This window comes from Szabonella alba (assembly GCF_016765775.1).
Classification (GTDB): domain Bacteria; phylum Pseudomonadota; class Alphaproteobacteria; order Rhodobacterales; family Rhodobacteraceae; genus Szabonella; species Szabonella alba.
In genome coordinates, this window is the sequence record NZ_JAESVN010000002.1 from 518,333 (window position 1) to 543,048 (window position 24,716).

A 24,716-nucleotide genomic window follows, 5' to 3' on the forward strand; every position below is an offset into this window, starting at 1 on the left:
CGCGCATGAAGGGCGATGGGGGCAGAGGTGCCGACTGTATTCAGCCCTGCGTGGCCGGATCAGCGCCGGTCCATGGCTGCATTGGCGTGGCACGCGGCAGATACAGCGGATGGCGCGGTGCCCCGGCCTGCGTCAGGCCCAGATGGTGCAGCGCATGGCCCGCACGGCGCAGGCGGGCCGCGACGGCCGCCCCCCGGCCCTGCCAGTCGCCATGCATCCCCCATGCACAAAGAATCACATACGCCCAAGTGGCGGCCGTGGCAATTGCGGCATCATTGTCCGGTCCCGTCGGATCGGCTGCACGGCGCAGATCGGCCGGCGCGGTGGCGCGGAAGGCAAAGAGATTGACCACCCGGAAACCGCCGAAGCCCCCCGCCCGCGCGCGGTTTTCACAACGCGCCACGGTGGGGTCATTGCGCAGTTCCGAGGCGGTGGAGGGATTGAGCATGACCCACAGAAGCCGGGGCGCATCGGGCTGCCAGATCCGGGTCAGTGCATAGCGATACTGCCCGCAGGCGGAATATTGCGCCTCACTGACCGTATCGCCACTGTCATGCCGCCGGATAACGGGCGGATCACCCCGGCCGATCATTCCGTCGCACTCATTCCGGATCAGGATTGATGACCCGGGTCGGGTGCAACTCGCCCGCGCGATACTGGCCGATGGCCAGCGCGCGGCCCTGAAAGCTGGCCCAGGCCTGTGTGCCGTAATCCAGACCCCCGGTCAGCACCATGCCCGGATTGCCATTGCGCAGGCGCAGCGCGCCTTCGGGGGTGGCGGGCAGTTCGGGCAGATCGGCCAGCGCGGTTTCCAGCGGCAGCAGCAGCGCGTCGATGTCATTGCTGCGGGCCAGTTCCTCGATCCGCTCCAGCGTCACGCCATCCTCGACGTCGAAAGGGCCAGACCAGATACGGCGCAGCGACAGAACATGGCCGAAACAGCCCAGAACCTGCCCCAGATCGCGCGCGATGGAGCGGACATAGCCGCCCTTGCCGCAGACCATTTCCAGATCCAGCAGATCAGGGGCAGGGTGGTCTGTGATCTCCAGACTGTCGACCCAAAGCGGGCGGGCAGCAAGGTCCATTGCCTCGCCTTCGCGGGCAAGGTCATAGGCGCGTTCGCCTTCGACCTTCACGGCGGAAAACTGCGGCGGAACCTGATCGATCTGACCGCGAAACCCGGCAAGGGCGGCCTCGATAGCGGCGCGGTCGGGGCGCAGGCCGGATGTGGCGATCACCGTGCCCGAGGCGTCATCGGTCGTGGTCGCAGCCCCCAGTTGCACGCGAAAGCGATAGGCCTTCAGCGCGTCCGCGATCAGTGGCACGGTCTTGGTCGCCTCTCCCAGAGCCACGGCCAGAACGCCGGTCGCATCGGGATCCAGCGTGCCTGCATGGCCCGCTTTCTGCGCGTCAAAGGCCCAGCGGACCTTGCCCACGACGGCCGTTGAGGTGATGCCCGCAGGCTTGTCGATCACCACCCAGCCCGAGATTGCGCGACCCTTGCGTTTCCTGCCCATCCTGCACCCTTTGTTGCAAGCGGTGGCGGATAAAGCCTGCGGCGGGGGGCGTCAACCGTGTCACGGGAAGACGGGCCGCGGGAAGAAGGGCCGCAGGAAGAAGGGCAAGGGGCGCTGCCCCTCGCCGCCTGCGGCGGCTCACCCCGAGGTATTTGGGCCAATGTGAAAAAGCGGGCCGCGAAACCTGTTTGCCTTGCCCTGCATTTTTTCTGGAAATTGCGACCGCATGGGCGGTCTTCACCGAATGGAGCGGGCGATGAGATTCGAACTCACGACCCTAACCTTGGCAAGGTTATGCTCTACCCCTGAGCTACGCCCGCACTCCGTTTCGGTAGGCGGTGATGTATAAAGAGACGCGCGGCGCTGCAAGAGGCAAAATGCAGATCGGCGGCAGATTCCTGCGGGGGCCGCGATACGGGTTCCGCGTTCAGGGTGTTCCGGGCACGACCAGCCCGACAATCGGCCCCATCGGCAGGCCGAAATCATTGCGCCCGATATCGGGGGCGTAAAGGCGCGAGATCTTGCCATCGAGATACAGCGCCTGCGGGCTGTCCAGCCCGTCGCGGAAGAATCGCGCGAAGTCGATGAAGTTCACCGGCTGGCGTGAAATGACCAGATGCGCGCTGCGCCCGTCGCGACTGATGCCGATACCATTGCGGATGAAACGGCTGTCGGAACCTTCGAGGAAACGCGGATGCAATTCGCCGTCGATCACCAGCATCGGGCCGGATTGGGTTGCGAAACGGCAATCGGGCGGCGCGGCGGCGAAAGCCCGCGATTCGACCAGCGCGAATCGGTCGGGCAGGATGCAGAAGACACCATTGGGCAGCATCCCGAAATTGCCCGGACCTTCAGCGGTGACAAGCGGCGCGCGCTCGGTCCCCTCTTCAACCATCAGCCCGACGGGGCGGCGGTCGGAGTGATACATCCCCGCATTCATTGCAAAGGCAAGGCGGCGCCCCTCGGCGGCCAGGAGGGCGTTCACGCGGGTGAAACTGCCCAAGGGCCCCCCCGAGGCATCGGTCTGGAAAATCCGCAGATCGGCATCCGCCGTCACGGTGCAGAGCGTATAGCGGTTTTCGGCATGGACGACCTCACGGCAGCCCGAGACGGCGGTCTGGGCATGCGCGGCCGCGCCAAGCAAAGGCAAAAGCGCGGCAAGCCCCACTCGCAGGATAAGTGCTGTCAGCCCCGGCAGCGCGCGCAGGCGGGCCTTGCCCGCATCCTGCCGCCCTGCCGCGATCCGCGCCCCGGTCATTGATCCTGCTGGTTGTCCGGCGCCGCGTCGGGATCGGACTCACCAGCCTCGATATCCCGGCGCACGCGCGCGTCAGCAAACAGGCGGCGCGTCTCATCCAGTTGATGATAGGTCTCATCAGGACGGAAGCGCAGGTCGGGCGCGTATTTCAGTGTCATCCCCTTGGTCACAAGGTGGCGCAATTCGCCCTTGTTGCGGGCCAGTGCTGCGATGGCGCCTTCGACATCCTGCCCGCCAAGCGGCATGACATGCACCGTCGCGACCTTCAGATCGGGCGATGTGCGCACCTCTCCCACCGTGATCGAACGGCGGTTCAGGTCGGGGTCATGAATCTCGGCCCGGTTCAGCACATCCGACAGGATGCGCCGGATCAGTTCGCCGACGCGCAACTGGCGCTGTGAGGGGCCTTCGCCCGAGGAAAAACGGTTCTTTGCCATGCGCCCCATTTAGGCGCTTTGCCGCGATACCGCAACGGGGCTTTGCGGGCCGGGGCGGAACGGGGTAAGCGGGGGGTAAATCTGGCGCAACGGGGCAGGGACATGGCGGAACAGACAGACAGGGCGTTGCCGGGGATCGTGGTGACGGGTGCTTCGGGCCGGATGGGGCAGATGCTGGTGCGGACCATTGCCGCATCCGACCGCGCGCGGCTGGTCGACTGTGTTGAACGGGCGGGCCATCCTTGGATCGGGCGCGATATCGGTGAGGCGATGGGCGGCGCCGCGCTGGGCGTGGCCGTGACCGATGATCCGCTGGAGGCTTTCGCGCAGGCGCAGGCCGTGATCGACTTCACCGCGCCCGATGCGACGGTGGAGTTCGCGGCGCTGGCGGCGCAGGCCCGCGCCGTGCATGTCATCGGCACCACCGGGATGGAGCCGCATCATATCGCGGCGCTGGAACCTGCCGCGCGCCATGCGGTGATCGTCCGGGCCGGGAATATGAGCCTTGGGGTCAACCTGCTGGTCCGGTTGACGCAGAAAGTGGCGGCGGCGCTGGATGCCGACTGGGATATCGAGGTGGTCGAGGCGCATCACCGCATGAAGGTCGATGCGCCCTCGGGCACGGCGCTGATGCTGGGGGAGGCGGCGGCGGCGGGGCGCGGTGTCGATCTGACGGAAATGGCCGACCGGGGCCGCGACGGCATCACCGGCGCGCGGCGGACGGGCAGCATCGGTTTTGCCGCGATCCGGGGCGGCGATGTGGTGGGCGAACATGACGTGATCTTCGCCGCTGAAGGAGAGCGGATCGTGCTGCGCCATCTGGCGACCGACCGCGCGATTTTCGCGCGCGGGGCGCTGAAGGCGGCGATCTGGGGACAGGGGCAGAAGCCGGGCGAGTATGACATGATGGATGTGCTGGGGCTTTGATCCGGCCCTGATTCCCCTTGTGATGTCCGGCGGAGTGTTGAGCGCGGATATCTGCCGCATCTTGCGCGCGGGGTGATCCGCTTGGCCGCGGCTTGCGTAGCCCTTCGCGTACAGTAAGCGGAGGGATGTAATGACCAGATTGTTCGGGGCGGCGATCCTGTCCTTTCTTTGCGCCCTGTCGGTCCCCGTGTCCGCCTTTGCGGACGGGTTCAGCGATGTGCGCGGCAAGCAGGAATTTCTGGGGCTGGTGAACGGCAAGGCGCTGACGCGGCTGGGTATTTCCTTGAACGTAACGCCCAATGGCCAGATCGAGGGGCGCGCCTTCGGTCAGCCGGTGACGGGGGCCTGGCGCTGGTCCGACGGGCTTTTCTGCCGTGATCTCTATTTTGGCAGCCGTGATCTGGGCGCGAATTGCCAGCTTGTGCAGCGCAATGGCGATACGCTGCGCTTCATCTCGGATGCGGGGCGCGGGCAATTTGCCGATCTGCGGCTGAAATAGGCACATGGCGGCTGCATTCGCGCATCCGGCACATCCCTGAGCGCCACCGCGAGCGCCACCGGTCAGAAATCAACTGCGATCCCCTTCTTTTCCCAATCGCCGAACCGCACCGGCTCCGGTCCGTTGCGGCCGCCGAATTCCTCTGGCGGGCGTCCGGAATTAGCGGCGGCCTTGCGGCGGGCCTCGGCCTCGGCCAGCGCGCGGCGGGCTGCGGGCGGCAGATCGTCAGCATGATCAGGTGGGGAGCTGTCCTTGGGCGCATCGGGCATCGGGCAGGGCTTTCCTCTGGGCTTTCCTTGTGCAGTCCGGTTCCATGATATACCCCGCAGAACCGGACGGACAAGCCGGACGGACAGGCCGGACAGGCAAGGCAAGGGCAGACGGGGGCACCAGATGGCGCGGCAGGACGGGATTGCGGGACGGCGCGCGGCGATTGCATTGCTGGATCGCGTGCTGTCGGACGGCGAGGCGCTGAGCCAGATCGCCGAAGTACCCGACAGCCCGCTGACCGCGCTGGCCCCGGCGGACCGTGCGACTGCGCTGCGGCTGGCGGTGACAGTGCTGCGCCATCTCGATCAGGCCGATCGCGCACTGTCGCCCTTTCTGCGCAAGACGCCACCCGCCACCGTTCTGAATGCGCTGCGTCTGGGTACGGTGGAACTGGGCGTCGATCGGGCCGCGCCGCATGGGGTGGTCAATTCCATCGTCTCGATCCTGCGCGCCGATCCGCATCTTGCCGGACTGGCGGGGATGGCCAATGCCGTGTTGCGCCGCGTGTCCGAGGGGCGTGAAGGGTTCGCCGCCCTGCCGGTGCAGAAAATGCCGCAATGGCTGCGCCAGCCGCTGGTCCATGCATGGGGCCGCCCGGCCGTTGCGGCGATGGAGGCGGTGCAGTCCCAGCCCGCGCCGCTGGACCTGACCGCGAAACCGGGCATGGTGCCGCAGATCGACGGGCTGGAGCCGCTGCCGACGGGCAGTTTCCGGCTGGCCTCGGCCGGGCAGGTTTCGGCCCTGCCGGGCTATGCGGAAGGCGATTGGTGGGTTCAGGATGCCGCGGCGGCGCTGGCGATGCGGCTGCTTGACCCGCAAGCCGGTGAACGGGTGCTGGACCTATGTGCCGCACCCGGGGGCAAGACGCTGCAGGCCGCCGCGATGGGGGCAAGCGTCACTGCGCTGGACATCTCGGGGCCGCGCCTGCGCCGGTTGCAGGACAATCTGGCGCGCACCGGGCTGAGCGCCGGGGTGGTGACGGCGGATGCGCTGCACTGGACGCCGCCGGAACCCTTTGCCGCGATCCTGCTGGATGCGCCCTGTTCGGCAAGCGGCACGCTGCGGCGGCATCCCGATCTGCCTTTCGTCAAGGATGGCAGCGACCTGCCTGCGCTGGCCGATCTGCAGGCACGGCTGCTGGACCGGGCGCTTGGCTTTCTGGCGCCGGGGGGGCGGCTGGTCTTTTGCACCTGTTCAGTCCTGCCTGCCGAGGGGGAGGCGCAGATCACCGCCGCCCTTGCGCGCCATCCGGGGCTGCGGGTGGAACGGCCCGATCTGCCGGGGGTCGATCCGGACTGGATTTCGCCCGAAGGCGGGCTGCGCCTGCGCCCCGATCACTGGGCCGAGCGGGGCGGGATGGATGGTTTCTACATCGCGCTGCTGCGTCTGGCGGACTGATCCCGTCCCCGCCTGCTGGGTCAATGCCCGGTGCCCGACCCCGCCTGCGGGGGCATTGCCCGGTACCCGACCCCGCAGGCGGGGTCAATGCCCGGTGACAGCGCCGCGCCCGCGCGCTATCGTCCGGGCAGGCAAGACCCGGAACGGGTGGCGGCGGTGCCGGATACGGAACCGGCACGACAGGTGGATGAGGCGGCAGCAAGGCGAGGCGCAGGTGGGGTCACCCCGGGAACAGGGCCTGTCAGGGGCGATGACGCGGCTTGCCAACCGCTATGCGGTCTGGCGCGCCTGCGCGGCCCCGCCCGCGACCGGTTTCGTCTCGCAGCCCGAACCGCGCAGCATCGGTCTTGTCGCGCGGGGGCGGCAATTGCTGGCCGGAAATTTCCTGCTGGCGGGTCATCTGGTCGAGGCGCCGGGCACCAGCATCTGGGATGTCCCGACCGGGGCGACGGCTTTTCATGAGGCGGCACAGGGGTTCCTGTGGCTCGATGATCTCGCGGCGGTGGCGGATGCGCGGGCGCGTTCGGTGGCGCAGGGCTGGGTTCTGGACTGGATCGCCCGCTATGGCCGGGGGCGAGGGCCGGGCTGGACCCCCGATCTTACGGGGCGGCGGCTGATCCGCTGGATCAACCATGCGATTTTCCTGATGAACGGGCGCAGCACCGAAGACAACCACGCCTTTTTCCGCGCGCTGACGGTGCAGGTCGTGTTCCTGTCGCGCCGCTGGCAGGCGGCAGCGCCCGGTCTGCCGCGATTCGAGGCGCTGACCGGGCTGATCTATGCGGGGTTGGCGCTGACCGGGCTGGATGCGCTGACCGCCTCGGCGGTGACGGCGCTTGCGGGGGAATGCGACCGTGAGATTGACGCCGAAGGCGGCCTTCCCACCCGCAACCCCGAGGAATTGCTGGAGGTGTTTACCCTGCTGAACTGGGCCGCGCAGGCCTTGGGGGAGGTCGGCCAACCCCTGCCGCCGCCGATCCGGCAGGCGATTGAACGGATCGCCCCGACATTGCGCGCGCTGCGCCATGCCGATGGCGGTCTGGCGCGGTTTCATGGCGGCGGGCGCGGCGGGGAGGGGCGTCTGGATCAGGCGCTGGCCGCGTCGGGCGTCAAGGCGCTGCCGGGTCCGGGGTCTGCGATGGGGTTCTTGCGTCTGGCCGCAGGCCGCACGACGCTGATCGTCGATGCAGCGGCCCCGCCGGGCGGGCGGGCGGGGGCCTCGGCCCATGCCTCGACCCTTGCCTTCGAGATGACATCAGGCCGCAGACCGGTCATCGTGTCCTGCGGCAATGGCGCGCCTTTCGGGGCGGACTGGCACCGGGCGGGGCGGGCCACGGCCTCCCATTCCACGCTGGCAGTTGAAGGGTATTCCTCATCCCGGCTGGACCGGGGCGCGGTCGGGATGCTGGCCGACCGCGCCGATGTGACGCTGCTGCGCCCGGCCCGCACCGCCGAAGGGCAGGTTCTGCAACTGGCGCAGGATGGCTGGCGGCGCACCCATGGTCTGATCCATGGGCGCTTGCTGGTGCTGTCCACCGACGGGCGCCATATCGGCGGGCAGGATGAATTGCGCGCGGAATCCCAGGCGGACCGCGCCCGGTTGGAGACGGCACTGGGCCGCAGCGCCGCAGGCAAGCTGCGCCTTGCGCTGCGGTTCCATCTGCACCCCGATGTCGATGCCGAGATCGACATGGGCGGGGCGGCGGTGTCGCTGGCGTTGAAAAGCGGTGAGATCTGGGTCTTCCGCCATGACCGCCCGCGCGGCCTGGCGCTGGAACCCTCGGTTTATCTGGAAAAGGGCCGGATCAGCCCCCGCGCGAGCAGACAGATCGTGGTTTCGGCGGAATTGGACGATTTCGGCTGCCGGATCGGCTGGACCTTGGCGAAGGCACAGGATACTCCGCTGGCCATCCGCGATCTGGAACGGGACGACCCGCCCCTCCTGTTCTGACCCGCTGTTCTGACCAAAGGCACCGGAGGCCCGCCCATGACCAATCTCGTTCACGTCGGACGCGCCCTGATATCCGTTTCCGACAAGACCGGCCTGATCGACCTTGCCCGCGCGCTGGCCGGGCGGGGGATCGAACTGATTTCCACGGGCGGCACCGCCGCTGCCCTGCGCATGGCGGGGCTTGCCGTGCGCGATGTGGCCGAGGTGACCGGCTTTCCCGAAATGATGGATGGCCGCGTCAAGACGCTGCATCCGAATGTGCATGGCGGATTGCTGGCGCTGCGCGACGATGACGAACATCTGGTCGCCATGGCCGCCCATGGGATTGAACCCATCGACCTTCTGGTGGTCAATCTTTATCCGTTCGAGGCGACCGTGGCGCGCGGTGCCGATTACGAGACCTGTATCGAGAATATCGACATCGGCGGCCCGGCGATGATTCGCGCCGCCGCCAAGAACCATCGTTTCGTCAATGTCGTCACCGATCCGGCCGATTATGCGGGTCTCTTGGCCGAACTGGCCCGAAATGACGGCGCAACCGGCATGGCCTTCCGCCAGAAACTGGCGCTGACCGCCTATGCCCGCACCGCGACCTATGACGCGGCGGTGTCGAACTGGATGGCGGGCGCGCTGAAGGAATCCGCCCCCCGCCGCCGCGCCTTTGGCGGGGAACTGGCCCAGACCCTGCGTTATGGCGAAAACCCGCATCAGGCGGCGGCCTTCTATACCGATGGGTCGGGCCGGACCGGCGTTGCCACCGCGAAACAGTGGCAGGGCAAGGAACTCAGCTACAACAACATCAATGATACCGATGCCGCCTTTGAACTGGTGGCGGAATTTGCCGGCAAGGCCCCGGCCTGCGCCATCATAAAACACGCCAATCCCTGCGGTGTGGCGACGGGGGAAAGCCTGCTTGAGGCCTATTCGCGCGCCCATGACTGCGACCGCACCTCGGCCTTTGGCGGGATTGTCGCGCTCAATCAGGAGCTTGACGCCGAGACGGCGGAAAAAATCTGTGAGATTTTCACCGAGGTCGTGATCGCGCCGGGTGCCAGTGACGCGGCCCGCGCGGTCTTTGCCGCCAAGAAGAACCTGCGGCTGCTGACGACCGGGGGCCTGCCCGATGCGGCGGCGCGGGGGCTGGCCTTCCGGCAGGTTGCGGGCGGGTTTCTGGTGCAGGACCGCGATGCGGCGAATGTGAAACGCGCCGATTTGAAACTGGTAACGAAACGCGCCCCGACCGACGCGGAAATGGCCGATCTGCTGTTTGCATGGACCGTGGCCAAACATGTGAAATCCAATGCGATCATCTATGTGAAGGATGGCGCGACGGTGGGCATTGGTGCCGGTCAGATGAGCCGGATCGACAGCACCCGCATCGCCGCACGCAAGTCGCAGGACATGGCCGAGGTGCTGGGGCTGTCCGCGCCGCTGACGCAAGGGTCCGTCGTGGCCTCGGACGCGTTCTTTCCCTTTGCCGATGGTCTGATCGCGGCGGCCGAGGCGGGGGCCACGGCAATCATTCAGCCGGGCGGGTCGATGCGCGATGATGAGGTGATCGCCGCGGCCGATGCGGCGGGGCTGGCGATGGTCTTCACCAACCAGCGCCATTTCCGGCACTGACCGATGCGCCTTTATCTTGCGGCCCTTGCGATTTTTCTGGCCGATCAGATCAGCAAGGTCGCCGTGGTGTTCGGAATGAACCTGATCGAGCGGGGTGAGATTGCCGTCTGGCCGCCCTTCCTGACCTTCCGGATGGCGTGGAACCGGGGGGTGAATTTCGGGCTTTTCGCAGGTGACAGCGATGTAACGCGCTGGATCCTGATTGCGGTTGCGCTGGCAATCTCGGGCTGGGTCTGGATCTGGATGCGCAAGCCCGGTCAGCCGCCCATGGCGCAGATCAGCGCGGGCGTGCTGATCGGCGGGGCATTGGGCAATGTGGTGGACCGGGTGCTGTATGGCGCGGTTGCCGATTTCCTGAACATGTCCTGCTGCGGATTTGACAATCCCTATGCGTTCAACGTGGCCGATATCGCGATCTTTGCCGGGGCGGCGGGGCTGGTGCTTTTTGCCGCCGATCCCAAGGCAAAGGATGGCAAAAGCGGTTGAAAGACCCGTGACGCGCGCGGACCTTTAGGCTAAACAGGGCGCAAGACGGCGCAGAGGAGAGGCAGATGCAGGCAGCAAAAGGGGCATTGGCGTTCGCGGCACTGGCGATGCTGGGGCTGGCGGCCTGTTCCGGCGGGTCGGATGAACCGCGTCTGATGAACCTGCGTTCTGCCACGAACGGGCCGGATGAATTTGCCATCATCCCGCCCAAACCGCTTGAAATGCCCAAAGATCTGGCCGCGCTGCCCGCGCCGACGCCGGGCGGGACCAACCTGACCGATCCCACGCCCGAGGCCGATGCCATCATCGCACTGGGCGGGCGCCCCGGCGCCCAGCGCGGCGTGCCGGCGGGTGATGCGGGGCTGGTCAACCATGCGTCACGCAATGGTGTCAGCGGCACGATCCGTGAAGATCTGGCTGTGGCCGATCTGGACCACCGCCGCCGCAATGACGGGCGGCTGCTGGAGCGGCTGTTCGGATCGAATGTCTATTACCGCGCCTATCGCGAACAGGAACTCGACCAGCATGCCGAACTGGCGCGCTGGCGCCGGGCCGGTGCGCAGAACGTCTCGGCCCCCCCCCGCCAGAGCGGCGAATAATCCAGCGCTGCCAGCCTTTCACGTCACCGTCAGGCGCGCTTTGCGGCACTTGACCGTCCCGCCATGCTGCGTATCTGCTGCGGGACATCACAGCGGGAGAATGACGCATGCTGCAACGGCTGTTCGCGCCGATGGTTCTGGCGATACTGGTGGCGCTGCCGGTCCGGGCCGAGGATGTGGCGCGCTTCACTCTGCCCAACGGGCTTGAGGCTGTGGTGATCGAGGATCACCGTGCCCCGGTGGTGGTGCATATGATGTGGTATCGCACCGGTGCAGCCGATGAACCGCCGGGGAAATCCGGCATCGCGCATTTTCTTGAACATCTGATGTTCAAGGGCACCGACACCATGGCGCCCGGGGAATTTTCCGCGACGGTCGAGGCGCAGGGCGGCGATGACAATGCCTTCACCTCATGGGATTACACCGCGTATTTTCAGCGCGTTGCTGCTGACCGGCTGGATCTGATGATGCGGATGGAGGCCGACCGGATGCGCGGCCTGATCCTGTCGGAACAGGACGTGGCGACCGAACGCGACGTGATCCTTGAGGAACGCAACCAGCGCACCGACAGCGATCCGGGCAGTCTTTTCGGCGAACAGCGGCGCGCGGCGCTTTACCTGAACCATCCCTATCGTCTGCCGATCATCGGCTGGCGGCATGAGATCGAGGCGCTGAACCGCAGCGATGCGCTGGAATTCTACCAGACCTTCTATGCGCCCAACAATGCCATCCTGATCGTCGCGGGCGATGTGACACCCGAAGAGGTGCGCGCGCTGGCCGAAACCCATTACGGCCCGATTGCGCCGACACCCGACCTGCCGCCCCGGATCCGCCCGTCCGAGCCGCCGCATCTGGTGGAACGCCGCCTTGCCATGGCCGATCCGCGCGTGGCGCAGCCCTATGTGATCCGCACCTATCTGGCCCCGCAGCGCCGGGCAGGCGATCAGGCCGAGGCGGCGGCGCTGACGGTGCTGGCCGAAATCCTTGGCGGCAACGGTACGACTTCGGTCATGGCGCGCGCGCTGCAGTTCGGGGCCGAGGCGAAGGCGCTGTATACGGCGGCCTTCTATGACGGCAATGCGCTGGACAGCGGCAATTTCGGGCTGATCATCGTGCCGGTTCCGGGTGTCAGTCTTGAAGACGGTGAGGCGGCAATGGATGCGGTCGTGACCCGCTTTCTGGAGGATGGCGTGGACAAGGCGGAATTCGAGCGGGTGAAACGGCAGTTGCGCGCCTCGGAAATCTACAGGCGCGATGATGTCGAACAATTGGCGCGCGGCTATGGCACGGCATTGACCACGGGGCTGACGGTGGCGGATGTGCAGGGCTGGCCTGCCGCCCTGCAGGCCGTGACGGTGGATGATGTCATGGCGGCGGCGCAGTCCGTGCTGGATCGCCGCGCCTCGGTCACCGGCTGGCTGATGCAGGAGGAAACCGGGACCGGCGATGCCGAACCTCCGTCTCCGGCTCCCGCCGTCGATCCGGCACCAGTGCAGGGGGAGGTTCCGATGAAAACCGATCAGGGCGAGGGAGCGCAAAAATGATCCATCTGCGGCTTTTCCCGATGCAACGGATTGCGGCGCGGCTGGCACCGGCGGGCCTGATGTTTGCGGGCTTTCTGGCACTTGCCCTGCCCGCACAGGCGGAAATCGCGATCCAGCAGGTCACCTCGCCGAACGGGCACAAGGCTTGGCTGGTCGAGGATCCGACGATTCCCTTCACCGCGCTGGAACTGCGATTCCGGGGCGGCACCTCGCTGGATCCGACCGATCAGCGCGGCGTCGTCAACCTGATGACCGCGCTGCTTGAGGAAGGATCGGGCGATCTTGACGCGCAGGGCTTTGCTGCTGCGCGCGACGATCTGGCCGCGCGATTCGGCTTCGATGCCGGGCAGGATGTGATCTCGGTCTCGGCGCAGTTCCTGACCGAAAACCGGGATGAGGCCGTGGCGCTGCTGCGGCAGGCGCTGGTCGAGCCGCGTTTTGATGCCGAGGCGGTGGAACGCGTGCGCGCGCAGGTGCTGTCGAATATCGATTCGGACCAGCGCGACCCCAATGCCATCGCCGGTGAAACCTTTGCGCGGCTGGCCTTCGGCATGCATCCTTACGGCGCCTCGGGGCAGGGCAGCCGCGACAGTGTCGCCGCCCTCAGTCAGGCCGATCTGATTGCCGCGCATCAGGCAGCGCTGGCGCGGGACCGGGTTTATGTGGCGGCGTCGGGCGATATCTCGGCCGAGGAACTGGGCGCGGTGCTGGACCGGCTGCTGTCCGATCTGCCCGCGACCGGCGCACCCCTGCCCGGACGGGCCGAGTGGAAGATGACCGGCGGTGTGACGGTGGTGGATTACCCCTCACCCCAATCGGTGATCCGCTTCGGCCATTCAGGGATCAAGCGCGATGACCCGGATTTCATCCCGGCCTTCGTGCTGAATGAAATCGTCGGGGGCGGGCGCTTCTCGGCGCGGCTGATGACCGAAGTGCGCGACCGGCGCGGGCTGACCTATGGCATCTACAGCTATCTGTCGCCGCTGGACCATGCCGAGCTGTATATCGGCCAGTTCGCCACCTCCAATGCCAGCGTGGAAGAGGCGATCGGCATCCTGCGCGCCGAATGGGCCAAGGCTGCGGCTGGGGTCACCGAGGCCGAGCTTGAGGCGGTCAAGACCTATCTGACCGGGGCCTATCCGCTGCGCTTTGACGGCAACGGCCCCATCGCGCGGATTCTTGTGGGCATGCAGATGGACGGGCTGCCGGTCGAGTATGTGACCGACCGCAATGCGATGGTTGCGGCGGTGACGCTGGAGGATGTGGCCCGCGTGGCCCGGGGCCTGATCCGCCCGGCCGATCTGCATTTCGTGGTGGTGGGCCAACCCGAGGGGATGGAGCCGACCCAGCCCTGACCATGGCTGTCGCTGACTGGTTTCTGCCCCGGTTTCGCATTGGCCGAATCTGCGGCACCATGCTAGGACTGGTGGCATGATGCTGGATACCCCCAAGATAGGCGCCGAACAGCGCCCCGTGATCCGTCAACTGGATGAGGCCGCGATCAACCGCATCGCGGCGGGTGAGGTGGTGGAACGCCCTGCCTCGGCGGTCAAGGAACTGGTGGAAAACGCGCTGGATGCAGGCGCGCGGCGGATTGCGGTCGATTATGCCGATGGCGGCAAGACCCTGATCCGCGTCACCGATGACGGCTGCGGCATGACGCCCGCCGATCTGCCGCTGGCCCTGTCGCGCCATGCGACATCGAAGATCGACGGATCCGACCTTCTGAACATTCATTCCTTCGGCTTCCGGGGGGAGGCGCTGCCCTCGCTGGGGGCGGTGGGGCGTCTGACCATCACGTCCCGCGCGCAGGGGGACGAGGCGGCGGTGATCGCGGTTTCGGGTGGGCGGGCTGATCCGGTGCGCCCGGCGGCGCTGACGCGCGGCACGGTCGTCGAATTGTGCGACCTGTTCTTTGCCACGCCCGCGCGGCTGAAATTCATGCGCACCGACCGGGCCGAGGCACAGGCCATCGGCGATGTCATCAAACGGCTGGCGCTGGCAGAACCCGGCGTCGGCTTCACCCTGCGCGATGTGTCGGGCGGGGGCGAAGGGCGCGTGGTCTTCCGCGCCGATCCCGAACAGGGCGATTTCTTCGACAGCCTGTCGCGCAGGCTGGGTGGCGTTCTGGGCCGTGATTTCATCGACAACGCTTTCCGTGTCGATGCCGAACGCGCGCCCTTGCATCTGGTCGGCTATGCCGGACTGCCGACCTATTCGCGCGGCAGTTCCGTTGCGCAATTCCTGTTCGTCAATGGCCGTCCGGTGCAGGACCGGGCGCTGTTCGGTGCCTTGCGCGCGGCCTATATGGATGTGCTGAGCCGCGACCGGCATCCGGCGGTGGTGCTGAACCTGCGCTGCGATCCGCAAGAGGTGGATGTGAATGTCCATCCCGCGAAATCCGAGGTTCGGTTCCGTGATCCGGCGGGGGCGCGGTCGCTGATGATTACCGCGCTTCGGCACGGGCTGGCCGAGGCGGGGCATCGGGCGTCATCAACCGTGGGGGCGGAAACGCTGGCCAGTTTCCGGGCCGAGGCTGGCGAAACCACCCCCCCGCGCATCTATCAGATGGATCGCCCGTCCTTGGGCGCCTTGGCGCAAAGCCACCGGATGCAGGCCCCACAAGGGTATGAACCTGCCCCGCCGCCACAGGCATTCGGCTTTGCCGAGGCACCGGGCGCGCGCACTGAACCCGCCACCCTGCCGGATGAGCAGGCAGCCCCGGTCGCGTCGCATCCGCTGGGGGCCGCGCGGGCGCAACTGCATGAAAACTACATCATCGCGCAAACCGCCGATGGCATCGTGATCGTCGATCAGCACGCCGCGCATGAACGTCTGGTCTATGAGCGGCTGAAGGCCGAACGCGCGGGCAAGGGCATCGCGGCGCAGGCGCTGCTGATCCCCGAGATTGTGGAACTGTCCGCGACCGAGGCCGCGCTGATGCTGGAACTGGCCCCCGATCTGGCCGAACTGGGGCTGGGGATCGAGGCTTTCGGCGGCGGGGCGATTGCCGTGCGGGAAACCCCGGCGATCTTGGGCCGGATTGATGCAAGCGCCCTGATCCGCGACATTCTGGACGATCTGGCGGATGCGGGCGGCAGCGAACGCCTGCGCGGCCGCATTGACGCGGTTTTGTCCCGCATGTCCTGTCATGGCTCCATCCGGTCGGGTCGCCAGATGCGCGCCGAAGAAATGAACGCGCTTTTGCGGGAAATGGAGGCGACGCCGCTGTCGGGCCAGTGCAATCACGGGCGGCCGACCTTTGTGGAACTGAAGCTGGCCGATATTGAAAAGCTGTTCGGGCGCAGATGATCCGCATCGGGGAACAGGTTTACGCATGGAATGACCCTGCGGTGCTGATCGCCGCCGGGGTCGCGCTTGTGGTTGTCGGGTTCTTCCTGCTGATCCTGCGCGCACTTGGCCGGTCGGCGCGGTCAACCGAACCCTTGATGCGCGAAATGGCCTGGCTGGGACAGCGGGTGCAGGGCCTGTCGGAAGGGCAGGAGCGGCTGGCGGGCGGCCTGCATCATGTGTCCGAGGCGCAGGCGCATAGCCAGACGGCGATGCTGAAAGTGATGGAACAGCGGCTGGCGGATGTGCAGCGCGGCATGACCGAAAGCCTGCAGGGCACATCGACCCGCACGGCGCGGTCCTTGGGCGAATTGCAGCAGCGGCTGGAAACCATCGACCGCGCACAGGCCAATATCGAAAAACTGTCGGGCAATGTGCTGAGCCTTCAGGACATCCTGTCGAACAAGCAGACGCGGGGGGCGTTCGGGGAAATCCAGCTCAATGACATCGTGCGCAAGGCGCTTCCGTCCGACGCCTATACGATGCAGGCGACCTTGCAGAACGGCAAGCGCGCCGATTGCCTGATCCATCTTCCCAAACCCCCCGGGCCCATCGTGATCGACAGCAAATTCCCGCTTGAGGCCTATGAGGCGCTGCGCCGCGCGGAAACGCCATTGCAGGCGACCGAGGCCGCGCGGATGATGCGGACCTCGGTGCGCGCGCATATCAGGGCGATTGCCGAGAAATATATCGTCGAGGGCGAAACGGCGGATGGCGCGCTGATGTTCCTGCCTTCGGAGGCGGTCTATGCCGAATTGCACGCGAATTTCCCCGAACTGGTGCGCGAGGGGTTCGAGGTGAAGGTCTGGATCGTGTCACCCACCACCTGCATGGCGACCCTGAACACGATGCGCGCGGTGCTGAAGGATGCACGGATGCGCGAACAGGCGGGGGCGATCCGCTCCACCCTGCGGCTTTTGCACCGCGATGTGGAACTGGTGGTCGAACGGGTGCAGAAGCTGGACACCCATTTCAATCAGGCCCGGGCCGATCTGGACGGGATTGGCACGGCGGCGGAACGGGCGGGCAAGCGCGCCGCGAAACTGGACAATTTCGATTTTGAGGAACTGGGCCCCGAGATCGTGCCCGAGGCCGTGCCCTTGCCTGCGCTTTCAAAGGGAAAGGGGGAATGATGCGGCATCTGACGGCAGCGGATTTCCGCAGCATGCCCTGGGCCAATGGCAAGGGCGTAACGCTGGAACTGGCGCGCGCGGATCGCGCTGGCGCGATGCTGTGGCGGCTGTCGCGCGCCTCGGTGGTCGAGGATGGGGATTTCTCGATCTTCCCGGGGATCGAACGGAACCTGACCGTGCTGACCGGACCCGGCTTTGATCTGGTGGGCATGGGGGGGGATCTGCGCGCCGACCCGCTGCGCCCTGTGGCCTTTGCGGGCGATGTGCCGGTCCGTGCCCAAGGGGTAACGGCCCCTTGCGACGATTTCAACGTGATGACCGCGCGCCATCTGCCGCGTCCCGGGGTTACGGTCGCCGATGCAGGGCGGATCGTGATCGCTGACGGCATCGCGGCGCTTTATGCGCTGGCTGGCGGGCAGGTGAATGGCCAAGCGGTTGCCGCGGGCGATCTGATCCTGACCGAGGGCGCATTGGACTGGCAGATGCAGGGCCCGGCGATTGCCGTCAGCCTGCCTGCAGCCCCGATGCCCTGACAGGCGGCTGAAAATCCATTTCAGGGCAGTGCGAGAGGGATATCAATCCGTTTTGCGTTGCCGTTGCAATTGCGTCGGGACCACCTGCCACGCACGACAACAGAGGACAGCAAGCGAAAACCCCTCCGCAAAGCCGGAGCAGTGGCCCCGGCCATCCAAAGACCTAGTCCAGCGCCGGATAGGCGGGGGGGAAAATCTCGGATTCCGCCGGATGGCCCCATGTGCGGTCCGGATATTTCCGGCGCAGACCATCGAACTGTGCCTGCGCGCGGGTGCGGGCGGCGGCCATGTCCATGCCCGCAACCGCGCCTTCGCGCATCGACAGGCGGCCATCGACGAAGACCGCCCGCGTCACCCGCCCCGTCGCCCCCAGCACCAGACTGCGCACCGGATCGACACGCGGCGCGATCAACGGATCGGCCATGTCGAACACCGCGATATCGGCCTTGGCCCCCGGCATCAGGCGGCCCAGATCGGGGCGGCGCAGCGCGTCGGCCCCGCCGATGGTGGCCGCGTCGAACATCTGCTGCGGGCCGGTCTGGTCAAGGCTGTCGCCCATCATCCGCGCCGCCATCACGCCCACAGCCATGTTCAGCACCATATCGGGAGGGGCGGTATCAGTGCCCATGCCGATGCCGATGCCCATGGCGCGGACCCTGGCAAAGGAGTTCAGCGCTGTGCCGGACCGGGCAAAGACCAGCGGACAATGCGCGATGGTGACGCCATGTTCGGCATAAAGCGCCAGATCGGTTTCAGTCGCCTGCACCGCATGTGGTGCGATCAGCCGGTCCGTCAGCGCACCGAACCCCGCCATCCATTGCGGCGCGGTCGTGCCATGCAGCCGGGCAACGGCCTCACGCTCCATCAGGCCCTGCGCCATATGCAGGCGCACCGGCACGTCCAGATCGCGCGCCGCCGCCATGGTGCGGGTCAGCAGCGTCTCGGTGCAGGTTTCCACCCGGTCGGGTGCCAGCATTCCCTGCACCAGCCCGCCGAACCGGCCCGCCTGCGCGCCGATGAAGGCGATTGCATCCTCAAGGCCCCGCAGCCCGCGCGCCTCGTCAAACCGCGGTTCCAGAACGCCCGGGGCGGTGCAGACCATCCCGCCGGACCGATAGGCCGGGCCCAGCCAGACGCGCAGGCCCAGATCGCCCGCCGCCTCGGCCGCCGCTTCGAATTCGGCCACCGTTTCCCCCCATTCGCGATAGAACAGCGAGGCAATGGGCAGGGCCGATGTGATGCCGTTGCACAGAAGCTGCGCGAAGGCGAAGCGTTTCTGAAAGGCCAGTTCCTCGGGCGTATACATTTCATAGGGGCCCGCCTCGACATAGCTTTGCGGCCAGACGCGGCCCTTGGCCCATGCCGGACCGCAATCGACCCCCAGCATCGTCGTATCCAGATCGGACAGCGCATCAAGGTCGATGAAGCCGGGGGAGATCAGCACCTCCCCCAGATCGAAGCGCTGCGCGACCTCACCGGAAAAGCGGGGGCCGACATAAAGGATGCGGTCCCCTTCGATCACCACCTCGCCGTTTTCCAGCAGGCGGTGCCCGCCTTGGGCCCCGTCCGGAACATGGGCGACGATCCAGCGGGCGGCCAGCGCGGTGCGGCCTGTGGGGCGCGCGCCAAGGGTCAGGGTTTCCAGCATCAGGGGGCCTCGGTCAGGGCAAGTCCATGCCGGGCGGTTACCCGCCCGGCCTTGATCGTCAGGGGGCGGGGGGCCGCTTCGGCCACGGCCTCGGCCAGCGTGCTGCCGGTCAGCAAGGTCAGATCGGCGGGGCATCCGGGGGCAAGGCGATGATCCGCCCGCCCCATCACCGCCGCGCCGCCGGTAGAACAAAGCGCCAGCACCCGCTCCAGATCGGCATCGGCGCGCAGGTTGTTGCGCAGCGCCACGATCCGCGCGCGGTCCAGCATGTCGGGACGGTTCCACGGGTTCCATGTGTCGCGCACCCCGTCGCAGCCCGCGCCCATGCGCAGCCCCGCCGCCTGAATGCGCGTGACCTGCGGCACCTCGCGGGAGGGCGCGCCGGTGGTCAGGATCGCGACATCCTGTTCGGCCAGCGCCGCAATCAGCGCCCCGGCGCGCGGCCAGTCGGGCATGCCCAGACAGAAGGCATGGCTGATCGCCACCTTGCCCTTCATGTCCAGCGCGCGGATCCGTTCCAGCATCAGCTCAACCGAGAATGCCCCCAGTTCGCCGGGTTCGTGCAGATGGATGTCGATGCCCTTGCCGTGCCGGTCGGCCAGCGCGAAAATCGCGTCCAGATGCCCCTTCGGGTCACGGTCGATGCCGCAGGGGTCCAGTCCGCCCACCAGATCGGCGCCTTCCGACAGGGCCACGTCCAGCAATTCAAGCGTGCCGGGGCGGATCATCAGCCCCGATTGCGGGAAGGCGACAATCTCGATCTCCACCTGCCCGGCCAGCGCCTCCCGCGTGGCCAGCACGCCGCGCAGCATGGCCAGACAGTGATCGGTGTCGATATCGACATGGCTGCGGATATGGGTCGTGCCCGCCCCGATCAGCGCCAGCGCATGGCGCATCGACTGTCGGTGCGGATCAAGGCCCAGCCGGTGACGCGCGGCGCGTTCATTGTCGATCATGTCGCGCAGCGCGGTGCCGACCGCGTTTTCATACCAGCCCATGCCCATCACGGTCTTGTCGAGATGAGTATGCGCCTCGACCAGACCCGGCACGGCGATGGCGCCCGCGCCCTCCTCGACCGTCACGCCCGGCGCGTCCAGCCCGGGGCCGATTTCGGCGATCCGGCCACCCCGGATCAGGATATCGGCGGGCGCGGCCCCCATGGGGCGAACGTCACGCAGCAGAAGGTCCATCAGGCCACCTCGGAAAACAAACCGCCGCGTTTCGCGCGCGGCCAGTCATAGGCACCGGTCTTGGCGGTGCGATAACCCATACCGACAATCGCCTCGGCCTGTTTTACCGCGGCCGTCACCCCGTCGATCACCGGCAGCCCGGTTTCCCGCGCCAGCCAGTCGCAAAGCTCGGCCATACCCGCGCAGCCCAGCACCACCGCCTCGGCCCCGTCGCGCGTGGCGGCGTTCAGGATCTCGGTGCGCAGCAGATTGCGCGCCATGGCGGGATCTTCCTCAAGCGCCAGCACCGGCAGGTCGATGGCCCGCACCCGGCGGCAGCGGCGGCCCGCACCGTAAGCCTCGGCCAGATCCTCGATGATCGGCACGGATCGCGGCAGCGTCGTCACGATGGAAAAGCGCGAGGCCAGCGTCATCGCGACCTGAAGCGCGGCCTGACAGATGCCGATCACCGGGCCCGCCGCGACCTCGCGCGCCGCGTTCAGCCCCGGATCGTCGAAACAGGCAATGACATGGGCCGCCGCCCCACGCGCCTCGGCGGCCCGGATCGCGGCCAGCATGGCGGGCACGGCCAGCGCCTCATCGGCATAGCCCTCGATCGAGGCGGGCGTGTCTGGCGGGGTCCAAAGCTCGATCACCGTATCGGCGGCGGCCACGCGCCGCGCCGCCCGTCCGGCCTGTTCGGTCATGGATGCGGTGGAGTTCGGATTGACCAGATGCAGCAGCATCAGCGGATATCCTTTGTGGAACGGGCCGGTCCGGGTGTGGCGGCGCTCTGGCCGACCTCATGCCGGGTCATCGCCTCGGGTTTCTTCAGTTCGAACTGGCGGTCGGCGACGATGTAGTTGTCGGCATGCAGCCGGGCGAGCGGCTGATAAACGCCCGGATCGACATAGCGGCCCTGCGCATCCATGCAGTCGTCACGCACGGTCATTTCCACCACCTCCCCCAGAACGATGGCGCGGCGGGGATAGTCGATGATCCGCTCCACCCGGCATTCCATCGCACAGGGGGTGCGGGTGACGAACCGTGCGTCGATCTGGCGGCAGGGGCTGGTGGCGAGACCCGAAAATTCGGTTTCATCCACATCGCTGGCGAAATTGACACCGCAAAGGATCATCGCCTCGGACAGCTCCAGATCCACCATATTGACGCAGAATTCCCCGCTGCGGCGCAGATTGACCAGCGTATCCTTTTCGCTGCCATCGGGCCGGGCGCTGAAACCGATGATGACGATGGGCGGTTCATGCGCGAAGACGTTGAAAAAACTCATCGGGGCGGCATTGCCCTGCCCGTTCGCAGACCGCGTGGTGACCAGCGCAATCGGGCGCGGCCCCACGAAATTGGTCAGCAGCCGATAGCGGTCGGCGGCGGGCAATTGGGTAAAATCGAACTCCATCATCCGGCCTTTCGCAGCGGTTCGGGCGACAGCCGCCCCTCGGCCACCGCATGACAGCGCACCTGCGCTGCGCCCTGCGGCAGGAATTGCGGAGCCTCAGAGCGGCAGCGCGCATCGGCATGGGGGCAGCGCGGGTGGAAGTGACAGCCAAGGGGCGGCGTGATCGGGTTCGGCACCTCGCCCGCCGGGCGGTCGATATCGCGGTTCTTCATGCCGATATCGGGGATCGTGTCCAGCAGAAGCCGCGTATAGGGATGCTGCGGACGGGCAAAGATTTCCTCGGCCGGGGCCAGTTCGACCAGACGGCCCAGATACATCACGCCGATCATGTCCGAGATGTAATTCACCACGGCAAGGTCATGGCTGATGAACAGATAGGTCAGCCCCAGTTCACGCTGCAATTCCCGCATCAGGTTCAGGATCTGCGCCTGCACCGACACATCCAGCGCCGAGGTGGGTTCATCGCAGACCAGAAATTCCGGCTTGGTCGAGATGGCCCGCGCGATGGAAATGCGCTGCCGCTGACCGCCGGAAAATTCATGCGGAAACTTCTCACCATCTGCCGCAGACAGGCCCACGAATTCCAGCAACCGGTCCACCTCACGCCGCCGGTCGGCGGGGTCGGGATGGGTGCCATAGGATTTCATCGGCTCGCCAATGATGCGCGCCACGCGCCAGCGCGGGTTGAGGCTGGCATAGGGATCCTGAAAGATCATCTGCATCCGGCGCCGGGTTTCCGGCGGGCTGCCTGCCGGACGGCCCGCCAGTTCAACCCCGTCAAAGCGGATGCTGCCACCCGAAGGCGCGGTCAGCCCCATCAACAGCTTGGCAACCGTGGATTTGCCGCAACCCGATTCCCCCACAAGGCTGAGCGTCTGGCCGCGCGGAATGGCAAAATCTACCCCATCAACCGCATGGACGACCTGCCGCCCGCTGCGGTCAAGGATGCGGTTGATCAGCGGTCGCGACAGATCAAATGTCTTCTTCAGGCCGGTTACCTGCACCAGAGCGTCAGTCATACGGGGATCTCCTCGGCCAGATGGCAGGATACCTGCGCGGCCCCGGTCCCGCGCAGGGCGGGACGTTCGGCAATGCAGCGGTCAATGCGATACGGGCAGCGCGGCGCAAAGGCACAGCCCGCCGGGCGCGATGCCGGGCGCGGCATGGCGCCTTCGATCTGCGGCAGGATCTCGGGGCGCGGCCCGATGCGCGGGATCGAGGCCATCAGCCCCGCCGTATAGGGATGGCGCGGATGGGTCAGCACTTCGGCCACCGGCCCCACCTCGACGATGCGGCCCGCATACATCACCGCCACGCGGTCGGCAGTTTCAGCGATCACCCCCATGTCATGCGTGACAAGGACGACCGCCGCCCCGGTTTCCCGCGCCAGTCGGCGCAAAAGCGCGATGATCTGCGCCTGCACAGACACATCCAGCGCCGTGGTCGGCTCATCCGCGATAATCAGGCGCGGTTCGGCGCACAGCGCCAGCGCGATCACCACCCTTTGCCGCATCCCGCCGGAATATTGATGCGGATAGGTGTCGATGCGCTTTTCCGGGGCCGGAATGCCGACACGGCGCAGCCAGTCGATGGCCCGTTCGCGCGCCGCCTCCTTCGTCAGCGGCAGATGGGCGCGGATCGTCTCGATCAGTTGGTCACCCACGGTCAGCACCGGGTTGAGGCTGGTCAGCGGGTCCTGAAAGATCGCGCCGATCCGCCGCCCCCGGATGCGCCGCATCGCGGCGGGGGGCAGATTGTCGATCCGCTCCCCCTCCAGCCGGATCTCACCGCTGGAGATATGGCCGGGCGGTTCCAGCAGCCCGATGATGGCCGCACCGGTCATCGACTTGCCGGCACCGCTTTCGCCGACCATGCCCAGAATCTCACCGGGTTCGACATGGATCGTGACGTTTTCGATGGCGTTCGTGCTGCCGTGACGGCTGGGAAAGGTCACGGTCAGGTTCTCGACGGTCAGCAGGGCCATGGCGTTACCTCAATTTCGGGTTCAGCGCGTCGCGCAGCCAGTCGCCCAGCAGATTGACCGCCAGCACCAGCGCGACAAGAACGACAGAGGGGAAGATCACCACCCACCAGATGCCGGAAAACAGATATTCGTTGCCGATTCGGATCAGCGTGCCAAGGCTGGGCTGGGTCGCGGGCATGCCGACGCCCAGAAAGGACAGCGTCGCCTCGGTCAGCACGGCCATGCCAAGGTTGATCGTGGCGATGACCAGCACCGGGCCCAGAACATTCGGCAGGATATGGCTGACCATGATGCCTGCGCGCGACACGCCGTTGATGCGCGCGGCCTGCACATATTCCTTGTTGCGTTCCACCATGGTCGAGGACCGGACCGTGCGCGCATATTGCACCCAGTTGGTCAGGCCGATGGCCAAGATCAGCACCCAGATCGCGGCCTGCTGATGCTGCGCGGGCGGCAGCGCGCCGCGCATGATGCCATTGACCAGCAGGGCCACAAGGATCGTGGGAAAGGACAAGAGCACATCGGCAAAGCGCATGATCGCGGCATCGACGATCCCGCCGACAAACCCGCCCAGCAGGCCCAGCGAGATGCCGACCACCGCCGCCAGTGCCACGCTCGCAAAGCCCACGATCAGCGACAGGCGCAGCCCGTAAAGGATGCTGGAATAGACATCACGCGCCAGCGTATCGGTGCCCAGCCAGTAGCGCGCATCGCCGCCTTCGGCCCATGCAGGGGGCAGTTCACTGTCAAAAAGGCTGAGTTCACCGATGTCATAGGGGTTCTGATTGGCCAGCCATGGCGCGAGGATCGCGGCGGCAAACAGGATCAGCAGCACAAGTGCCGAGATGCGCGCCGACCATGAGTGGCGAAAGCTCCATGCCACATCGCCGGACAGGGCGCGGGCAATCAGGCCCGCAGGGGCGGGACGGGGTGGGGCGGATGCGGGGGTCGGGGTCGCCATGGATTTCCCTT

The 24,716-nt window shown here is 66.8% G+C and carries 24 protein-coding genes and 1 tRNA gene; 12 read left to right on the forward strand and 13 right to left on the reverse strand.

Translation table 11 applies throughout. The features are described 5' to 3' along the window. Window positions 1-40: 40 nt before the first annotated feature. The 5 genes from JL811_RS06905 to rbfA all read right to left on the reverse strand — a co-directional run bounded on the left by JL811_RS06905 (window position 41) and on the right by rbfA (window position 3,221). The gene (locus JL811_RS06905) at window positions 41-592 is read right to left on the reverse strand and encodes a DUF1643 domain-containing protein (RefSeq protein ID WP_202687750.1); all 552 of its coding nucleotides are present in this window, start codon (window positions 590-592) and stop codon (window positions 41-43) included. 10 nt (window positions 593-602) lie between these two features. Further along, on the reverse strand, window positions 603-1,517 hold the full coding sequence (gene truB, locus JL811_RS06910) for a tRNA pseudouridine(55) synthase TruB (RefSeq protein WP_202687751.1): 915 nt from the start codon (window positions 1,515-1,517) through the stop codon (window positions 603-605). A 245-nt stretch (window positions 1,518-1,762) separates the two neighbouring features. Further along, a tRNA-Gly gene (locus tag JL811_RS06915) sits at window positions 1,763-1,837 on the reverse strand. A gap of 107 nt (window positions 1,838-1,944) precedes the next feature. Next, window positions 1,945-2,691, reverse strand: a complete 747-nt coding sequence (locus JL811_RS06920) for a phosphodiester glycosidase family protein (RefSeq protein WP_202687911.1) — start codon at window positions 2,689-2,691, stop codon at window positions 1,945-1,947. 80 nt (window positions 2,692-2,771) lie between these two features. Continuing rightward, on the reverse strand, window positions 2,772-3,221 hold the full coding sequence (gene rbfA, locus JL811_RS06925) for a 30S ribosome-binding factor RbfA (protein ID WP_202687752.1): 450 nt from the start codon (window positions 3,219-3,221) through the stop codon (window positions 2,772-2,774). A gap of 93 nt (window positions 3,222-3,314) precedes the next feature. Here rbfA and dapB point away from each other — a divergent pair, with 93 nt between their 5' ends. Both dapB and JL811_RS06935 read left to right on the forward strand, forming a co-directional pair. Then, window positions 3,315-4,139 (forward strand): 4-hydroxy-tetrahydrodipicolinate reductase, encoded by an 825-nt coding sequence (gene dapB, locus JL811_RS06930; RefSeq protein ID WP_202687753.1) that lies wholly within the window; start codon window positions 3,315-3,317, stop codon window positions 4,137-4,139. 130 nt (window positions 4,140-4,269) lie between these two features. Continuing rightward, window positions 4,270-4,638, forward strand: a complete 369-nt coding sequence (locus tag JL811_RS06935; RefSeq protein ID WP_202687754.1) for a dihydrodipicolinate reductase — start codon at window positions 4,270-4,272, stop codon at window positions 4,636-4,638. 62 nt (window positions 4,639-4,700) lie between these two features. Here JL811_RS06935 and JL811_RS06940 read toward each other — a convergent pair whose 3' ends face one another. Beyond that, on the reverse strand, window positions 4,701-4,907 hold the full coding sequence (locus JL811_RS06940) for a DUF1674 domain-containing protein (protein ID WP_202687755.1): 207 nt from the start codon (window positions 4,905-4,907) through the stop codon (window positions 4,701-4,703). A 124-nt stretch (window positions 4,908-5,031) separates the two neighbouring features. On the opposite strand from JL811_RS06940, the gene JL811_RS06945 reads away from it, so the two are divergent. From JL811_RS06945 to JL811_RS06990, 10 genes are all read left to right on the forward strand, one after another. After that, complete coding sequence (locus tag JL811_RS06945; protein ID WP_202687756.1) at window positions 5,032-6,306, forward strand: RsmB/NOP family class I SAM-dependent RNA methyltransferase; 1,275 nt, start codon at window positions 5,032-5,034, stop codon at window positions 6,304-6,306. A gap of 187 nt (window positions 6,307-6,493) precedes the next feature. Beyond that, window positions 6,494-8,257 (forward strand): heparinase II/III family protein, encoded by a 1,764-nt coding sequence (locus tag JL811_RS06950; RefSeq protein ID WP_337924728.1) that lies wholly within the window; start codon window positions 6,494-6,496, stop codon window positions 8,255-8,257. A gap of 36 nt (window positions 8,258-8,293) precedes the next feature. After that, entirely contained in the window at window positions 8,294-9,880 is a 1,587-nt protein-coding gene (purH, locus tag JL811_RS06955) for a bifunctional phosphoribosylaminoimidazolecarboxamide formyltransferase/IMP cyclohydrolase (protein ID WP_202687757.1), read from the forward strand. Window positions 9,881-9,883: 3 nt separating this feature from the next. Then, the gene (lspA, locus tag JL811_RS06960; protein WP_202687758.1) at window positions 9,884-10,366 is read left to right on the forward strand and encodes a signal peptidase II; all 483 of its coding nucleotides are present in this window, start codon (window positions 9,884-9,886) and stop codon (window positions 10,364-10,366) included. A 65-nt stretch (window positions 10,367-10,431) separates the two neighbouring features. Continuing rightward, on the forward strand, window positions 10,432-10,965 hold the full coding sequence (locus JL811_RS06965) for a DUF3035 domain-containing protein (protein WP_202687759.1): 534 nt from the start codon (window positions 10,432-10,434) through the stop codon (window positions 10,963-10,965). A gap of 107 nt (window positions 10,966-11,072) precedes the next feature. Further along, window positions 11,073-12,509: a M16 family metallopeptidase gene (locus JL811_RS06970; protein WP_202687760.1), complete on the forward strand. Its 1,437-nt coding sequence runs from the start codon at window positions 11,073-11,075 to the stop codon at window positions 12,507-12,509. 29 nt (window positions 12,510-12,538) lie between these two features. Beyond that, window positions 12,539-13,864: a M16 family metallopeptidase gene (locus JL811_RS06975; RefSeq protein WP_420496772.1), complete on the forward strand. Its 1,326-nt coding sequence runs from the start codon at window positions 12,539-12,541 to the stop codon at window positions 13,862-13,864. A 76-nt stretch (window positions 13,865-13,940) separates the two neighbouring features. Further along, complete coding sequence (gene mutL, locus JL811_RS06980; RefSeq protein WP_202687761.1) at window positions 13,941-15,821, forward strand: DNA mismatch repair endonuclease MutL; 1,881 nt, start codon at window positions 13,941-13,943, stop codon at window positions 15,819-15,821. After that, window positions 15,818-16,993 carry a DNA recombination protein RmuC gene (locus JL811_RS06985; protein WP_202687762.1) on the forward strand — a complete coding sequence of 392 codons (1,176 nt, stop codon included), beginning with the start codon at window positions 15,818-15,820 and terminating at the stop codon, window positions 16,991-16,993. Before mutL ends, JL811_RS06985 begins: the two co-directional genes overlap by 4 nt. Beyond that, a complete protein-coding gene (locus JL811_RS06990) occupies window positions 16,990-17,526 on the forward strand; it encodes a HutD/Ves family protein (RefSeq protein WP_202687763.1) in 537 nt (178 codons plus the stop codon). Before JL811_RS06985 ends, JL811_RS06990 begins: the two co-directional genes overlap by 4 nt. A 163-nt stretch (window positions 17,527-17,689) precedes the next feature. Here the strand turns inward: JL811_RS06990 and JL811_RS06995 are convergent, their stop codons facing one another. The 7 genes from JL811_RS06995 to JL811_RS07025 are packed head-to-tail and all read right to left on the reverse strand — an operon-like array spanning window position 17,690 to window position 24,705. Next, window positions 17,690-19,174, reverse strand: coding sequence for an amidohydrolase family protein (locus tag JL811_RS06995; protein ID WP_202687764.1), 1,485 nt, complete (start codon window positions 19,172-19,174; stop codon window positions 17,690-17,692). Beyond that, window positions 19,174-20,364, reverse strand: a complete 1,191-nt coding sequence (locus JL811_RS07000; protein WP_202687765.1) for an amidohydrolase family protein — start codon at window positions 20,362-20,364, stop codon at window positions 19,174-19,176. Before JL811_RS07000 ends, JL811_RS06995 begins: the two co-directional genes overlap by 1 nt. After that, window positions 20,364-21,089, reverse strand: a complete 726-nt coding sequence (locus JL811_RS07005; RefSeq protein ID WP_202687766.1) for an aspartate/glutamate racemase family protein — start codon at window positions 21,087-21,089, stop codon at window positions 20,364-20,366. The genes JL811_RS07000 and JL811_RS07005 overlap by 1 nt, the downstream gene beginning before the upstream one ends. Further along, on the reverse strand, window positions 21,089-21,763 hold the full coding sequence (locus JL811_RS07010; RefSeq protein ID WP_237684836.1) for a flavin reductase family protein: 675 nt from the start codon (window positions 21,761-21,763) through the stop codon (window positions 21,089-21,091). The genes JL811_RS07005 and JL811_RS07010 overlap by 1 nt, the downstream gene beginning before the upstream one ends. Continuing rightward, window positions 21,760-22,779 (reverse strand): ABC transporter ATP-binding protein, encoded by a 1,020-nt coding sequence (locus tag JL811_RS07015; protein WP_202687767.1) that lies wholly within the window; start codon window positions 22,777-22,779, stop codon window positions 21,760-21,762. Before JL811_RS07015 ends, JL811_RS07010 begins: the two co-directional genes overlap by 4 nt. Beyond that, a complete protein-coding gene (locus JL811_RS07020; RefSeq protein WP_202687768.1) occupies window positions 22,776-23,744 on the reverse strand; it encodes an ABC transporter ATP-binding protein in 969 nt (322 codons plus the stop codon). The genes JL811_RS07015 and JL811_RS07020 overlap by 4 nt, the downstream gene beginning before the upstream one ends. Window positions 23,745-23,748: 4 nt before the next feature. Further along, window positions 23,749-24,705, reverse strand: a complete 957-nt coding sequence (locus tag JL811_RS07025) for an ABC transporter permease (protein ID WP_202687769.1) — start codon at window positions 24,703-24,705, stop codon at window positions 23,749-23,751. Window positions 24,706-24,716 lie beyond the last annotated feature (11 nt).